We start from the raw sequence: 14,476 nt of genomic DNA, 5'->3' as shown, positions 1-14,476 counted from the left end.
GGACCTCGTCACGCTGCAGCTGTCCGGTCGCACTCCACCCACCGGCAGGCGAACGCCTGTATCCCGGGTCGCAGCGACCGTCTGGGTGGGAACAGCGACCAGGACGCGCCTGACCCATCAGTGACTTGCTTGGCATGGCTCCCGACGGTGGTCACAGAGGCGCGCGTCCGAACGAGAAGACCGTCCGGCGCCGGAGCGCGAACCCAAGACGCTCATACGCCCTGATCGCGTTCACGTTCGACGCTGCCGCGTGCATCAGGGCACGGTCGCCGCGCTGCTGAATATGGAAGGCCACGTCGAGGACGAGCCGAGATGCCAGACCCTGGCGCCGATACGCGCTGTCGGTCGAGACGGCACTGATCTCGGTCCAGCCCTGCGGGTGCAGGCGCTCGCCGGCCATCGCAACCAGGCGACCGTCCCGGCGAATGCCGACATACCGGCCCAGCTCATGGGTGCGGGGGCGGAAGGGTCCCGGCTGGTTGCGTTCGACGATGGCCAGCATGTCGGCGACGTCGTCCGGCCCCAGGACGACGGCCTCCGCATCCGGACGCGGACGCAGCGCGTCGGTCTCGACGAGCTGCACCCCCTCGCCGCCGCCCAGGTCCTCCCAGCCGGCCGGGAACGGGCGTTCGGCTGCGGATAGTCCGACGGGCGCTCCAGGACCGACGAGATCGCGCAGTGCGTCCCAGACATCGGGGTTGGACCACGTGCGCACTGCCACGAACGGCGCGACGTCCTCGGGGTACCGCCGGACCAGGTCGTTGCCCTCGGCGAAGCCGGCGTGCGGGCCGGTCAGTGAGTGCCACGCAGGGTTGTCGAGCACCGTGGCGTCCGCGTGCGGGGCGACGGCGCCCCCCGGCTTGTCGCCGGCGGAAGCCGTCGCGCCGTCGGTGGAGGCGAGGACTGTGTCTGACATGCGTCAAGCGTGCGAGACCGGCGCCGACGTCGCCAAATGCCGGCGTCATCGCACGCAACGAGCCTGAGCATCGTTTGGCACCGCGCCATCTATGACGCCGCGCGACCCCGCCGATGGGGGCATTCAGCGGACGCCGTCTATGGTCAAGCACGGCGGAATTGCAGCAGTGTCAGCGAAGTCGCCCGAACGAGCTCTACAACCGAGGAGACCCCCGTGCCCAGCCAGTTGGAAGACGAGGCGCTGCAGTTCGTCCGCGACCTCATCCGGATCGAGACGGTGAACACAGGGGTTGCGGCCACCATCGGCGACGGCGAGACACGTGCTGCCATCTGGGTGCAGGAGCGTCTCGCCGAGGTGGGCATCGCGTCGGAGCTCGTCGAGTCGCGTCCCGGACGGGGGTCGCTCATCGCTCGTATCCCCGGACGCGATCGGGATGCGGGAGCCCTGTTGGTGCACGCGCACCTCGACGTCGTGCCGGTCGAGGAGAAGGACTGGACTTTCCCGCCCTTCGGCGCCGACATCGAAGCCGGCTACCTCTACGGCCGCGGCGCCGTCGACATGAAGAACTACGCGGGCACGATCGTGGCCGTGGCGCGTCACTTCGCGCGCGAGCAGATCGTGCCGCGACGCGACCTGGTGTTGGCGTTCCTCGCCGACGAAGAGAGCGGCGGGGTGTGGGGCGCCGGGTGGCTCGTCGAGAACCGCCCCGAGCTGTTCGCCGGCGTCACCGAGGCGCTGAGCGAGGTGGGCGGGTTCTCCGTGCCGCTGTACGCCGACCCCGCCGACGAACGCCGCGCGTACCTCGTGGCCACCAGCGAGAAGGGCGTCGCATGGTCGACGCTGCGCGCCCGCGGCCACGCGGCCCACGGCTCCCGACCGACCGACGACAACAGTGTGGTCCGACTCGCCCGGGCCGTGGCGGCCGTCGGCGAGCACCGGTTCCCGGTCGTGCGCACGCCCGCGCTGCAGCGCTTCCTGGATGTCTTCGGAGCGGCCCGTGGGCTCGCGTTCACCGACGAGTCGCTCGCTGACGACCTCGAGAGCCTCGGGTTCGTGTCGTCACTCGTCGGTGCGACGACGCGCAACACCGCGACCCCGACGGTGCTCGACGCCGGCGACAAGACGAACATCATCCCGGCGGAGGCGTCGGCGCGCCTCGACATCCGCATTCTGCCCAGACAGGACGACGCTCTCCGTGACGGGCTGCGCGAGCTCGTCGGCGACGGCATCGACATCCGCGAGGGCCGCTGGTGGTCCGCGACCGAGGCGCCCGTTGATGCGCCGATCATCGACGTGCTGCAGGAGGCGATCGCCATCGACGATCCTGATGGCGTGGTGGTGCCCTACCTGCTGCCGGCGAGCACCGACAACAAGCACTTCGCGAAGCTCGGCATCCACGGCTACGGGTTCGTGCCGCTGCGCGTGCCTCGCGACTTCGACGTGTTCGCGCAGTTCCACGCCGCCGACGAGCGGATCCCCGTCGACGCGCTGCACTTCTCGGCGCGGGTCACCGAACGGATACTTCGCACCGCCTAGAACGACGGATGCTTCCGCCCTTCCGTGCGGCGAGGGCCGAAGCATCCGTCATTCCGGTGGCGCGATGGTCACTCGGCGGCCGGGGCCTCGGCGGTGGGGCCGCCGGACTCCTTCCACGAGGGGAAGCCGCCGTCGACATGCGCGACGTTCGTGAAGCCCTTCGCGCGGAGCTGCTCGGCGACGGGGCCGGAGCCGTTGATCGTGCCGCACACGATGACGATGTCCTGGTCCCAGTCCGTGATCTCGGCGAACTTCTCCGGCGAGTCGATGAGGAACTGCGCGTCGAGGTTGTTGCGGTCGCCGCGGATGGAGCCGGGGATCACGCCGTCGCGCGCCCGGCCGGCGTCGCTGCGAACATCGACGACGAGCGCTCCCGCCGCGGCGCGTCCGGCGGCCTCCTCGGCGGTGATGAGCGGAGCGTCGAACGTGGGCTCGGCCGCGGTGTCGGTGGTGTCGGTCATGGCGGGTGATCCTTTCGGACGGACGGATGTCGGGACGGACGGGTGTCGCTTCTCGGCGTCACGCTACGGGCTCACCGCTAGCGACGGCGCACGGCGTTGTCATACGGCGCCACGATCCGTCATGCGCGGACCCGGGATCGTGCGGTACCGGCCGGTTCGACGTGATGAGGAGAAGGGGATCGCGATCAGAGGGTCAGGCAGCGAATTCCGCGCGCTCGCCCAGCGCGGGGAGCCCGAGGTTCTCGCGCAGCGTCGATCCCACGTACTCGGTGGGGTAGACGCCGCGCTCTTGCAACTCGGGGATGAGCCCGTCGACGATGTCGTCGAGTCCTTCGGGCACGAGGTACGGCGAGACGTTGAACCCGTCGACCGCTCCCGCGTCGACGTACTGCACGATGCGATCAGCGATCGACGAATAGCCGCCGACGAACGTGCGCAGCGACGACCGCTTGATGACGAACTCTCGGATCGAGAGGCCCTCGGCGGCCGCGCTGTCGCGCCACTCGCGGGCCGTCTCGAGCGCGCGACGGCCCTGGAACAGCGACCCACGCTGCCCGTCGACCTCCTCGACCACCGGGTCGATGTCGGGAAGCGGGCCGTTGGCGTCGTACTCCGACAAGTCTCGGCCCCAGATCGGCTCGAGGAAGCGGATCGCGGTCTGCGGCGACACCTGCGCGCGCGTGACCCAGTCGGCCTTCTCACGAGCCTCGCTGTCGGTGGCGGCGAGGATGAATTGCGCCCCCGGGAAGAACTTGAGCTCGTCCACAGCCCGCCCATGGGCGGGGAGGCGGCGGCGCAGGTCGGCCGCGAACGAGATCGCGTCCTCCAGGCCCGGGTGCGCTGAGAAGATGACGTCGGCACTGGATGCCGCGAACTCGCGGCCCTCGTCGGAGTCCCCTGCCTGGAACAGCACCGGCCGCCCCTGCGCGCTCGGCGGCAGCGGCGCGGGTCCTTCGAACGAGACCAGCTGATCGGCGACCGACACCGGCGTACCGACCCCATCGGCACCGGCGTCCCACAGCCGCTGCGCGGCGACCACGAACTGCGCTGCGCGGCGGTAACGGTCGGCGTGCTCCAGGTACCCGCCGCGGCGGAAGTTCGCGCCGGTCCACGCGTTGTCGGTCGTGACGATGTTCCAGCCTGCGCGGCCCTCGCTCAAGAGATCGAGCGAGTTCAGGCGCTTCGCCAGGTCGTACGGGTCGTTGTAGGTCGTGTTCTGCGTCGCGACGAGGCCGATGCGCTCGGTGACAGACGCCAACGCCGCGAGCTGCGTCTGGGCGTCGGGACGACCGGCGATGTCGAGCTCGTGGATACGGCCGAAATGCTCGCGCAGGCGCAGTCCCTCGCCGAGGAAGAAGGCCGAGAACAGCCCCCGCTCGGCGGTCTGCGCGATGCGGCGGAACGACTCGAAGTCGTACTGCGAACCGCTGCGGTCGCTCGACCAGATGGTGCCGAAGTTGACCCCCTGGAAGAAAACACCGAACTGGATGCGACGGGACGTGGTCATGCGAACTCCTTCACGGCGGTGGTGGCGTAGCGGCTGAGGCTGCGTTCAAGGCCGAGGGCATCCCGGAGGGTCTCGCCCGCCCGCGGTGAACGGAAGCCGATCCGCTCTTGCAGCGCCGGCAGCACTGCGCGCCCAACCTCTTCGAGATCGACGTCGAGCTCTGCGACGTGCAGGCGTACACCGTCGACGGATGCTGCCAGCCCGGCGATCAGCGCGACCAGACCATCCGCGTCGCCCGCGTAGCGCAGGCGCCCGGCGTCCGTCCAGCTCCCGAGGGCGTCGAGCCGCCGAGCCGCGGACACGGCGCGCGCGTCAAGCACCACCTCGACCTCGGCCCACACGAGCGGCGCACCCGCGGCACGCGCGCGGGATGCAGCATCCGTGATCTCCGCCGGACCGCTACCCGTGACCAGCGTGACGTCCGCGCCCGTGGTGTCGGCGGGCGCCACCACGACCAGCTGCCCTTGCGGGGGCCGGGGCGTGATGAGCGGACCCTTCACCAAGAAGCTCTCGCCCTCGAAGTCGACGTAGTGGAGCTTGTCGGCGTCGAGGTAGCGGCCGGTCGCGGCGTCCTGGATGACGGCGTCGTCCTCCCACGAGTCCCACAGCCGGCGAGCGACCTCGATCACGTCGTCGCGCTCGCGGCGGAGATCGTCGTCCGAGAGCGCCTCACGACCGTAGGCGGCGGCTTCACGCGTGGTTCCCGAGGCCGCGGCGATCCAGCCCGCGCGCCCGTTCGAGGCCCAGTCGAGGCTCGCGAGCTGCGTCGCCACGTGGAACGGCTCGCTGAAGGCGACGTGCGCGACCGGCACGAGCCCGATGGCCGACGTGAGCGGAGCGAGGAACGCGGCGCGCTGGACGGCATCGAGCCGCGCGACCGAGTCGGCGACCGGCAGCGGCGAGTCGTCGAACGTCACGGCGGTGAAGCCGAAGCGCTCGGCGGCCGCGCCGCGGGCGGCGAGGCGGCGTGGCGAGAGGGTGCCTGATGCGGCGCCGGAAGGGGAGTGGGCGCCGTCGGCGTCCAGCTCGAGGGCGACGGCGAACGGGGTGTCGGACATGCGGCCACGGTAGGTCTCGCCAGGCGGATCCCGGCCGCGCGAGTCGCCCGATTCCGGAGTGTGACGCCGCGTTGCACTCCGTCACGATCCGTGTCATGGCGGGGTCCGCCGGGCTGGGCGGCGGGCGAAGCCCTGCCCTACCTTCGGCCTACCGGCGCACCGACCTGCACCCCTCGACCCGCGCCCCGACCGAGGAGCACCCCATGACCGACACACTTCCGCGCCAGGCCGGCGCCGCAGACGCTGCGCCGTCGCCCGCGGCGTCGTCGCGCGTCGACCTCGGCGACCTGCGCGTGGTCCACACCCGCCACTGGTTCCGGTGGTCGATCGGCATCGTCGTGCTGTTCGTGGTCGCCCAGTTCGCCTGGTCGCTGGTCACGAACGAGAACTACGAGTGGGACGTCTTCGCCCACTACTTCCTCTCGGAGCCCGTGCTGCAGGGCGTCGGCATCACGCTGGCGCTCACCGTGACATCGGCGACCATCGGCTTCTTCCTCGGCACCCTCCTCGCGCTCGCCCGTCTCGCGAAGTCGCCGCTGCTCAATTCGGCGGCCTGGGTGTTCATCTGGTTCTTCCGCTCGGTGCCCCTCGTGGTGCAGATCATCGTCTGGTACAACCTCGGCTACCTGTATCCGACGCTCGGCCTGGGCACCCCGTTCACGACGGACTTCTGGATCGTCGAGTTCCCCACCGTGCAGCTGATCAGCGCTTTCGCCGCGGCGATCCTCGGACTCAGCCTCAATCAGGCGGCGTACTCGGCGGAGATCATCCGCGGCGGCCTGCTGTCGGTCGACCAGGGCCAGCTTGAGGCGGCCGCGGCACTCGGCATCCCTCCGCGCCGCCGGCTGACCCGCATCATCCTGCCGCAGGCGATGCGGTCCATCGTGCCGAACGCCACCAACGAGGTGATCGGCCTCGTCAAGGGCGCGTCGGTCGTGTTCGTGATCGCGATCCCCGAGGTGTTCTACGCCGTGCAGGTCATCTACAACCGCAACAGCCGCGTGATCCCGCTGCTCCTGGTCGCCGTGGTCTGGTACACGATCATCACCACGATCCTGAGCATCGCGCAGTACTACATCGAGCGGCACTACGCCCGCGGCACCGTGCGCGTGCTGCCCCCGACACCCGTCCAGCGTGCGCGCCACTGGATCGCCGTGCAGTGGGCACGTCTCGGTGACAGCGACGCCTCACCACCTCCTCTGGAGGGGACGGATGCTGCGCCCCCGGCCACTGCGGCATCGCAGAGTTCGAGCAACGACGCGAAGTTCGGAGGCCGCTGACATGACCACCACCAGCACGGAGCCCCCCGCCGGGACCGCCACGCGCGGCCTCGTCGAGATCCACAACGTCCACAAGAGCTACGGCGGAGTCGAGGTGCTGCGCGGCATCGACCTGACCGTCCAGCCGGGCGAGGTCGTCGCGATCCTCGGGCCGAGCGGCTCGGGCAAGTCGACCCTGCTGCGCACGATCAACCACCTCGAGAGCGTCGACCGCGGCTCGGTCACGGTCGACGGCCAGCTGATCGGCTACGAGCTGCGCGGCGACAAGCTCTATGAGCTGCGCGAGCGCGAGGTGCTGGAGCGCCGCACGCAGATCGGCATCGTCTTCCAGAACTTCAATCTCTTCCCGCACCTGACCGCGCTCGAGAACGTCACCGAGGCACCGGTCGCCCTCGGCCGGCTCTCCAAAGACGACGCCCGAGAGCTCGCCCTCGGCCTTCTCGACCGCGTGGGGCTCGCCGACAAGGCCGAGCACTACCCCCGGCAGCTGTCGGGCGGCCAGCAGCAGCGCGTCGCGATCGCCCGCGCCCTCGCCCTCAAGCCCAAAGTGATCCTGTTCGACGAGCCGACCAGCGCGCTCGACCCGGAGCTCGTGGGCGAGGTCCTCGACGTCATCCGCGACCTCGCTCAGCTCGGCACGACCCTCGTCATCGTCACCCACGAGGTCGGATTCGCCCGCGAGGTCGCCGACCGGGTCGTCTTCCTCGACGGCGGCCGCGTCATCGAGCAGGGCCCGCCCGCCGAGGTCCTCGTTACACCGAAGCACCCCCGCGTTCAGGACTTCCTCGCGAAAGTCCTGGCCTGAAACCGAGATCTCGACATCGAGTCCTCATCCGAGAAAAGGAAGCAATCACATGGCACTGAGTAAGAAGCAGGGCATCGCGATCGGTGTCGGAGCCGTCGCGGTGGCCGCGATCGTCGGCGGCATCGTCTGGGGCGTCAACCAGAACCAGCCCGCCGAGGCCGCCGCCGCCCCCGAGAAGACTGAGGAGTCGGCGAACGTCACGACCGACGAGATCCAGTGGGTCCGTCTCGACGAGCCCGTGGCCGAGGCGGTCGAAGCGCTCGAGGCGAGCGGGTTCGAGCCGGTCGAGCCGGGCAAGCTCACCGTCGCGCACTCGGCTTACGTGCCCCCGCTGGGCTACATCCCCGAGGGTGAGACCGAGGCGGCCGGCACCGAGCCGAACATCGGCGCGCTAATCGCCGACGCGCTGGGCCTCGAGTACAACCCGGTCGTCGTCGCGTGGGCGGACTGGCCCCTCGGCATCCAGTCCGGCAAGTACGACCTCATCACCTCCAACGTCACCGTCACCGAGGAGCGCAAGGAGCTCTACGACTTCGCGAGCTACCGCGAGGACCTGCTCGGCTTCTACGTGAAGTCCGACAGCGACATCCAGAAGATCGAGGAGGCCGCTGACATCTCCGGCCTCACCATCGCCGTCGGCTCGGGCACGAACCAGGAGCAGGTGCTGCTCACCTGGAACGAGGAACTGCAAGCCGGCGGCGAGGAGCCGGCCGAGCTTCAGTACTTCGACGACAACGCCGCTACCGTGCTCGCGCTGCAGTCAGGCCGCATCGACGCGACCTTCGGGCCCAATGCCACCTCCGCGTGGTCCGCACGTGAGACCGGCGACACCAAGCTCGTGGGCCTTGTGCCCGGCGGTTGGCCGCTGACGGCGAACATCGCCGCCGCGACGGCCAAGGGCAACGGCCTCATCGAGCCCGTCAGCATCGCGCTCAACTACCTCATCGAGAACGGCCAGTACGACGAGGTCCTGAAGATCTGGGACCTGGAGTCGGAGCGCGTCGAGACGAGCGAGATCAACCCCGCAGGACTGCCCAAGTCCTGATCGTACGAACCCGGCCGGGCCTGCTGAGAGCGGGCCCGGCCTCTTCCCTCCGCGCACCACCCAGGAGCTCCTCGTGTCCCACGTCCCCCTCTCCGTCCTCGACCTGTCGCCGTTCGGAGCGGGGCAGACGGCCGCCGACGGGCTGCGCGCCTCGATCGCCCTCGCTCGGCACACCGAGCAGCTGGGCTACCACCGCTACTGGCTCGCCGAGCACCACTTCAATCCCGGCCTGTCGGGCTCCGCGCCGCACGTCCTGCTCGCGGCGATCGCCGCTGCGACCGAGCGCATCCGCATCGGCACGGCGGCGACCATCATCGGCAACTACTCGCCCGTGCAAGTGGCCGAAGCAGCGGGCGTCGTGGCCGCGCTGCACCCGGGACGCTTCGACCTGGGAATCGGCCGCTCCGGCAATCGCAGCGCGGCGCAGAGTCCGCCGATCGAGGATCCGGCCGAGCAGCGGGTGGTGGACGGGCTGCTCCTGCCGCGGCCGCGGCCCTTCGCATTCGAGTCCGAGCGATTCGTCGTCCAGGCGCGCCTGCTGGGGCGCACCGACGACGACGCCGACCGGTTCGAGCAGGACGTGGCCGACATCCTCGCCTTCATCGACGGAACCTACACCGCCCCGGAGACGGTGGCGATCCACGCCACTCCCGCCGAGGGAGCGGACATCACCGTTTGGATCCATGGCTCGACGGCCGGGCCGAGCGCCCGGCTCGCCGGCGAACTCGGACTGCCGTTCGGCGCCAACTACCACGTCGCCCCCGCCTTCATCCTCGACGCCGTCGCCGAGTACCGCGCGTCGTTCCGTCCCGGTCGCATCGCAGCGCCGCACGTGATCGTGTCGGTGGACGTGGTCGTCGCAGATACGGATGCCGAAGCCCGCCGGCTCGCCGCGGGTTACGGTCGATGGGTGCACAGCATCCGCGCCGGTCAAGGGGCCGTCCCGTTCCCGTCGCCGCTCGGCGCCAGCGTCAACCCGCTCTCCCACGAAGAGTTCGAGGTCGTGCGCGACCGCGTCGAGACGCAATTCGTCGGCTCGGCCGACAGCGTCGTCGAGCGGCTGGAGACGTTGCAGCGCGTCACGGGCGCCGATGAGCTGCTGGTCACGACGATCACGCACGATCCCGATGACCGCGAGCGCTCGTACGCTCTCCTCGCTGATGCGTGGGGGACCGCCGAGACGGGCGAGCGCGAACTGCGGGCTGCCCCGGCGGGGGTGCTCGCTTGAGCGTGGAATCGGTCGCCGTGACTGACGACAGGCCCGTGGCTGCGGCATCCGTCCCCGCTGACATCACCATCCGCCTGGTGCGCACCGAGGAGTACGAACGCGCCGGCGAGGTGACCGCCGAGGCGTACCTGTCGAGCTACGGGAAGCTCTCCGACGAGTACGTCGCCTCGCTCCGCGATGTCGCGACCCGTGTGCGCGGCGGCGACGTGTGGGTGGCCGTCGAGCCGAGCGGCGAGATCCTCGGGACGGTGTGGATCGCGCGTCCGAACCGGCCGCTCGCGGAGGTCGCCCGACCCGGTGAGACGGACTTCCGGCAGCTCGCCGTGGCTCCTGCCGCCCGCGGCCGAGGCATCGGTGAGGCGCTCACCCGTCACGTCATCGACCTCGCGCGCGAGCGGGGTTCGCACCGCGTCGTGATGAACAGCGGTCCGGGGATGACCGGTGCACACGCGCTCTACGCGAAGCTGGGCTTCGAGCGGCTGCCGGAGCGCGAGGGTGCGTGGGAGGTGCAGCCCGGCCGCTGGATCGAGCTGTACACGTTCGGCTACGACCTCGCACCCGAGCCCGCGGAGGCGTCGCCGGGCGAGCGAGCATGGAGGCTTGAGACCGTCCGCTGGGACGACCCGCGCGCTGAGGCCCTGCGCTCCGAGATGGACGGCGAGATCTCGCCCCGCTACGCGGATCGGCTGACGGACGCTGTACCCGCCGCCGAGGAGGCCCAGCGCGCGTTCGCAGTCGATCCCGGCACGATCGTCGCAACAGTGCTCGCCGTCGACGAGACGGGCACGGCGGTCGGTCACGCGGCGCTGCGGGATCTCGTCCACGACGGCACGCGCGACCTCGAGGTTAAGCGCGTGTTCGTGAAGCCGCGCGCACGCGGCACGGGCGTGAGCCGGGCACTGATGGGCGAGCTCGAGCGCATCGCGCAGGATCGCGGCGCGAGTCGCCTGATCCTTCAGACCGGTGACCGCCAGCACGACGCGGTGGTCCTCTACGAGCGGATCGGGTACCGCCCGATCCCCATCTTCGAGCCCTACAGGGCGTTCGCCTTCTCGCAGTGCTTCGCCAAGGAGCTTGCGCCGCCGGTGTGAGGCGGGAGCCGTCGCTCACTTCCGGGCGGTGGTTCGCGAGCCGCCCCGCAGGGGCGCCGCCGCTTCGGCGCGAGTGCCCACCCGCCGGAACACAGGGTCTGCAGACGCGAACAGGGCAGCCGCTGAGCCCACCGCACACGTCACCAGCGCGGCCTGCAAGGTCGCGGCGGTCGAGATACCAGAGGAGGTGAGCAGGATGCCGGTGGCCAGGGCCACCAGAAAGGTCGCGGCCAGTCGCTGCGTGAGCTGGAGGAACGACGCGGCGACGCCGTGCAGCTCGGCCGGCGCGAACGAGAGGGTGGTGGCGCGCACCACCGGCTCGACGAGCCCGCCGCCGACGCCCAGCCCGATCTGCGCCACGGCGGCGACGACGAACAGCACACCTCCCGGCAGGAGCGGCGCAGCCCCCGCCAGTCCCGCGAAGAGCACCGCCTGCAGCCCGAGACCCAGCCACACCGTCGCCGCAGACCCGAGACGCCCCACGACCCGCAGGCTGAACAGCGACCCGCCCAGCCGGGCCAGGGCGCCCGGCGCGAACACGAGCGCGATCACCAGCGCCGACAGCGCCGGTGACTGGAGGAAGTAGAGGGTCACCGCCGAACTCGCCGCCATGCCGCTGCCGAACCACAGCAGCGCGACGACGTTCCCCACGACGAACCCGCGTGACCGGACCAGCGCCGGGGCGAAGAGTGGAAGCTTCCCGCGCCGCGCATAGCGGCGCTCCCACAGGACGAGCACGAGCCCCAGCACGACCGCGGCGCCGGCCACCGCCAGGCCCGACAGTCCCGAGAGTCCCGGCTCCACGACCGGCAGCGTCAGCGCCACCACCACGAGGCACAGCAGCACGATGCCCGGCAGATCGAGCCACAGGAGCCTCGACGTCTCCGCACGGGCGCGGCGGCCCGGCATCCCTCGCCATCCGAGCACGAATGCCGCGATCACCAGAGGCAACGGCGTCAGCAGCACGAGGCGCCACGCGGTATCGGCCGGGAACAGCCCGAGCATCGCGGCGGCGAGCACCGGACCGAGGACGCCCGCCAGACCGCCGACCGCGGTGTAGGCGGCGAGGGCGCTCAGACGTGATCTTCCCGTGAAGAGGTCCTGGATCGCCCCGAGCACCTGCGCGCTGATGACCCCGGCACCGAGGCCCTGCACGAACCGGGCCGCGACCAGCACCGCGATCGTCGGCGCGACCACCGCCGCGACGCCGCCGACCAGGAAGATCCCGAGACCCACGAGGAACAGCAGCCGGCGTCCATACACATCGCCGAAGCGTCCCGACGGGATCAGCCCGAGGCCGAAGGTCAGCGAGAACGAGGCCAGCAGCCACTGCACACCCGCAGTCGACCCGCCCAACGACGCGCTGACCGCCGGAGCGGCGTACGTGATGACGACCGCATCGAACAGCGTCGCGAAGCCCGCCGCCAGGCATGCCCAGAGCGCGGGCCGCGCATGCGACTGCTGCTTTCTCCTGCGATCGCTTTGCCGCGCGAGTCCGCGCTCGCCGGCGACCGCAGCTGTCGCGTCGCGGACCGCGCTCTCGCAGCTCATGCGGTCGTGAGCTGGCGCTCCCGCTGACCGAGCGGGTCGGCATCCGTCCACAGCGCCGTCGGGAACTCCCGCCGCAGCACCGGCGCGACCTCCAGCGCGAACCGCTCGAGGATCTCGAGCTGCTGCGCGAACGGCACCGTCGTGGGCAGGCTGATCGACTGCAGGTCGTGCCCGAGCCGGCCGTGGAACCGGGCGATCTTGTCGATCACCTGCTGCGGGGTGCCGACGAGTGCTGGACCTTCGGCCACGGCGTGCTCGATGTCGCGGAACGGAGTGTTGTTTCCGGGCACGTTGGTGGCGGCGACGATCGCGTTGTACACCGGCCCGTACTGGGCGATCGCCTCCTGCGTCGTGTCGGCGATGAAGAGCGCCCCCGAACCGGCGGCGACGAACGCGCCCGCCGGATCGTGGCCGTGCCGCGCATACTCGGAGCGGTAGTGGTCGACGAGCACGCCGTAGTTCTCGAGCGGCTGGATCGCGTTCGCGCTGAACAGCGGGTCGCCGATCTTCGCCGCGAGCCCCGCGGAGAAAAGGGTCGTCGCCGACCCGTGCCATACGCGGGGCGCGCCGGCGAACGGCCGCGGCAGCGTCGTCACGCCCGACAACGGCCGCGTGAACTCGGTGCCCGGCCAGGTCACGTCCTCCTCGCGCCAGAGCGTCCGCAGCAGCTCGTACTTCTCCGCGAGCAGCTCCCACTGGTCGTCGATGTCGAGCCCGAACAGCGGAAACTGAGCGACCTCATTGCCCTTGCCGATCGTGAGGTCGAGCCGGCCGCCGGAGAGCTGGTCGATGGTGGCGTAGTCCTCGGCGACGCGCACCGGGTCGAGCACCGAGAGCACCGTGACACCGGAATTGAGACGGATGCGGGAGGTGCGCGCGGCGATCGCACCCAGCAGCACCGTCGGTGACGACGAGATGAAGTGCCCTGCGTGGCGCTCGCCGATGGCGACGGCATCCAGCCCGAGCTCCTCGGCGCGGATCGCCTGCTGGAGCGTCTCGGCGAACCGTTCGGACGGCGAGACCTGGCGACCGGTGATGGGGTCGGCGCGGTAGGGGACGATGTCCAGGAGCTGGAACCTCATGCGGCCACCCCCGGGGCGACGAGCGCATCGGTGGAGCGCACGCGCGTGAGCGGCGTCTTCTCGCCGGCCTCGATGCCGATCGGCAGGCGGTTGCCCTCGGGAGGCAGCGGGCACGTCGCGAAGTCGGTGTACGCGCAGGGCAGGTTGACGGCGCGGTTGAAGTCGATCGTGGTCCAGCCGTCGGCGTAAGGGGCGTCCACGGACACCGAGCGGTTCGCGGCGTACGTGGTGATCCCGCTCGTCGCGTCGGTGAACAGGACGAGGAGGGAGCCGGGGGCCGCGCCCTGGAAGGCGGTCAGCGCGAATTCCTCGCCGCGCCACGAGAACTCCAGCACACCCGGGGCGTCGTACACGTGGGTGAGCCCGTCGACCGCGGCGCCGACCTCGGTCGGCCGCGGAGCGTCGAACGGGAGGAAGCGCGCGGCGACCCGCCAGCGCGGGTTCGGCACGTAGGTCGGGGTACCCGCGTACTCCGCGAGGAACGAATGGTCGGCGCGACGCGGACGCAGAACGGTGTGCCCGCCGCGGATCGCGATCTCGACCGCGCCAGCGACCTCGCCGTCCGTAAAGGTGGGGGTGACGCTGCCCCGCTCGGCGATCGCGCCGAACGCGTGCGTGCCGGTGATCGTCTCGCCCTCGAGCGTCAGGCTCTCGCCATCGGCGAGCTCGACGACCACGCCGCCGCTGCCGAGACGCCACGTGCCGGGAGCGCCGGGCAGCGTGATCGGGTCGGCACCGAGCCAGTGCAGGCCGGTGATCGCGAAGAAGCCGAGGGAGTCGGCGCGCCGCGTCTCATGCGTGCGGTGCCAGTCCTCCCACTCGCGTCCGAACTGGGCGCGGTCGATGTCGGTGTTGAGCGTCGTGGTCATAGGTCCTCCTCGGTGGACGGATGGGAAACGGATGCCGCGACCCTCGC

13 protein-coding genes are annotated in these 14,476 nt (G+C 70.8%); 6 read left to right on the top strand and 7 right to left on the bottom strand.

What is annotated here, in order from left to right:
- Window positions 1–151: 151 nt before the first annotated feature.
- Complete coding sequence (locus MRBLWS13_RS06960) at window positions 152–916, bottom strand: GNAT family N-acetyltransferase (protein WP_349428289.1); 765 nt, start codon at window positions 914–916, stop codon at window positions 152–154.
- Window positions 917–1,129: 213 nt separating this feature from the next.
- On the opposite strand from MRBLWS13_RS06960, the gene MRBLWS13_RS06955 reads away from it, so the two are divergent.
- Entirely contained in the window at window positions 1,130–2,452 is a 1,323-nt protein-coding gene (locus MRBLWS13_RS06955; RefSeq protein ID WP_349428288.1) for a M20/M25/M40 family metallo-hydrolase, read from the top strand.
- Between the two features lie 68 nt (window positions 2,453–2,520).
- On the opposite strand, the gene MRBLWS13_RS06950 is transcribed toward MRBLWS13_RS06955, so the two are convergent.
- The 3 genes from MRBLWS13_RS06950 to MRBLWS13_RS06940 all read right to left on the bottom strand — a co-directional run bounded on the left by MRBLWS13_RS06950 (window position 2,521) and on the right by MRBLWS13_RS06940 (window position 5,478).
- Window positions 2,521–2,913: a rhodanese-like domain-containing protein gene (locus MRBLWS13_RS06950; protein ID WP_349428287.1), complete on the bottom strand. Its 393-nt coding sequence runs from the start codon at window positions 2,911–2,913 to the stop codon at window positions 2,521–2,523.
- A 193-nt stretch (window positions 2,914–3,106) separates the two neighbouring features.
- Entirely contained in the window at window positions 3,107–4,420 is a 1,314-nt protein-coding gene (locus MRBLWS13_RS06945) for an LLM class flavin-dependent oxidoreductase (protein WP_349428286.1), read from the bottom strand.
- Entirely contained in the window at window positions 4,417–5,478 is a 1,062-nt protein-coding gene (locus MRBLWS13_RS06940; protein ID WP_349428285.1) for an LLM class flavin-dependent oxidoreductase, read from the bottom strand. Before MRBLWS13_RS06940 ends, MRBLWS13_RS06945 begins: the two co-directional genes overlap by 4 nt.
- A gap of 203 nt (window positions 5,479–5,681) precedes the next feature.
- Here MRBLWS13_RS06940 and MRBLWS13_RS06935 point away from each other — a divergent pair, with 203 nt between their 5' ends.
- From MRBLWS13_RS06935 to MRBLWS13_RS06915, 5 genes are all read left to right on the top strand, one after another.
- The gene (locus tag MRBLWS13_RS06935) at window positions 5,682–6,758 is read left to right on the top strand and encodes an amino acid ABC transporter permease (RefSeq protein WP_349428284.1); all 1,077 of its coding nucleotides are present in this window, start codon (window positions 5,682–5,684) and stop codon (window positions 6,756–6,758) included.
- Window position 6,759: 1 nt separating this feature from the next.
- Window positions 6,760–7,563 carry an amino acid ABC transporter ATP-binding protein gene (locus MRBLWS13_RS06930; protein ID WP_349428282.1) on the top strand — a complete coding sequence of 268 codons (804 nt, stop codon included), beginning with the start codon at window positions 6,760–6,762 and terminating at the stop codon, window positions 7,561–7,563.
- Between the two features lie 49 nt (window positions 7,564–7,612).
- Window positions 7,613–8,608 (top strand): ABC transporter substrate-binding protein, encoded by a 996-nt coding sequence (locus MRBLWS13_RS06925; protein ID WP_349428281.1) that lies wholly within the window; start codon window positions 7,613–7,615, stop codon window positions 8,606–8,608.
- A 73-nt stretch (window positions 8,609–8,681) separates the two neighbouring features.
- Window positions 8,682–9,836, top strand: a complete 1,155-nt coding sequence (locus MRBLWS13_RS06920) for an LLM class flavin-dependent oxidoreductase (RefSeq protein WP_349428280.1) — start codon at window positions 8,682–8,684, stop codon at window positions 9,834–9,836.
- Window positions 9,837–9,853: 17 nt separating this feature from the next.
- Window positions 9,854–10,927, top strand: coding sequence for a GNAT family N-acetyltransferase (locus tag MRBLWS13_RS06915; RefSeq protein ID WP_349428279.1), 1,074 nt, complete (start codon window positions 9,854–9,856; stop codon window positions 10,925–10,927).
- A gap of 15 nt (window positions 10,928–10,942) precedes the next feature.
- Here MRBLWS13_RS06915 and MRBLWS13_RS06910 read toward each other — a convergent pair whose 3' ends face one another.
- Genes MRBLWS13_RS06910 through MRBLWS13_RS06900 form a run of 3 tightly spaced genes read right to left on the bottom strand, consistent with a single transcriptional unit; the run spans window position 10,943 to window position 14,429 of the window.
- Complete coding sequence (locus tag MRBLWS13_RS06910; protein WP_349428278.1) at window positions 10,943–12,478, bottom strand: MFS transporter; 1,536 nt, start codon at window positions 12,476–12,478, stop codon at window positions 10,943–10,945.
- Window positions 12,475–13,560: an LLM class flavin-dependent oxidoreductase gene (locus MRBLWS13_RS06905; RefSeq protein ID WP_349428277.1), complete on the bottom strand. Its 1,086-nt coding sequence runs from the start codon at window positions 13,558–13,560 to the stop codon at window positions 12,475–12,477. The genes MRBLWS13_RS06910 and MRBLWS13_RS06905 overlap by 4 nt, the downstream gene beginning before the upstream one ends.
- Entirely contained in the window at window positions 13,557–14,429 is an 873-nt protein-coding gene (locus MRBLWS13_RS06900; RefSeq protein ID WP_349428275.1) for a DUF1684 domain-containing protein, read from the bottom strand. Before MRBLWS13_RS06900 ends, MRBLWS13_RS06905 begins: the two co-directional genes overlap by 4 nt.
- Between the last annotated feature and the right edge of the window lie 47 nt (window positions 14,430–14,476).

The sequence above is a fragment of the Microbacterium sp. LWS13-1.2 genome, from assembly GCF_040144835.1.
Classification (GTDB): Bacteria; Actinomycetota; Actinomycetes; order Actinomycetales; family Microbacteriaceae; genus Microbacterium.
This window is presented reverse-complemented; position numbering and strand designations above follow the sequence as displayed.

What these genes read in the sequence shown, in the direction of transcription:
- MRBLWS13_RS06905 (WP_349428277.1), bottom strand. Translation starts at nt 13,560, where the DNA reads ATGAGGTTCCAGCTCCTGGACATCGTCCCCTACCGCGCCGACCCCATC.
- MRBLWS13_RS06925 (WP_349428281.1), top strand. Translation starts at nt 7,613, where the DNA reads ATGGCACTGAGTAAGAAGCAGGGCATCGCGATCGGTGTCGGAGCCGTC.
- MRBLWS13_RS06960 (WP_349428289.1), bottom strand. Translation starts at nt 916, where the DNA reads ATGTCAGACACAGTCCTCGCCTCCACCGACGGCGCGACGGCTTCCGCC.
- MRBLWS13_RS06940 (WP_349428285.1), bottom strand. Translation starts at nt 5,478, where the DNA reads ATGTCCGACACCCCGTTCGCCGTCGCCCTCGAGCTGGACGCCGACGGC.
- MRBLWS13_RS06950 (WP_349428287.1), bottom strand. Translation starts at nt 2,913, where the DNA reads ATGACCGACACCACCGACACCGCGGCCGAGCCCACGTTCGACGCTCCG.
- MRBLWS13_RS06930 (WP_349428282.1), top strand. Translation starts at nt 6,760, where the DNA reads ATGACCACCACCAGCACGGAGCCCCCCGCCGGGACCGCCACGCGCGGC.
- MRBLWS13_RS06900 (WP_349428275.1), bottom strand. Translation starts at nt 14,429, where the DNA reads ATGACCACGACGCTCAACACCGACATCGACCGCGCCCAGTTCGGACGC.
- MRBLWS13_RS06945 (WP_349428286.1), bottom strand. Translation starts at nt 4,420, where the DNA reads ATGACCACGTCCCGTCGCATCCAGTTCGGTGTTTTCTTCCAGGGGGTC.
- MRBLWS13_RS06935 (WP_349428284.1), top strand. Translation starts at nt 5,682, where the DNA reads ATGACCGACACACTTCCGCGCCAGGCCGGCGCCGCAGACGCTGCGCCG.
- MRBLWS13_RS06910 (WP_349428278.1), bottom strand. Translation starts at nt 12,478, where the DNA reads ATGAGCTGCGAGAGCGCGGTCCGCGACGCGACAGCTGCGGTCGCCGGC.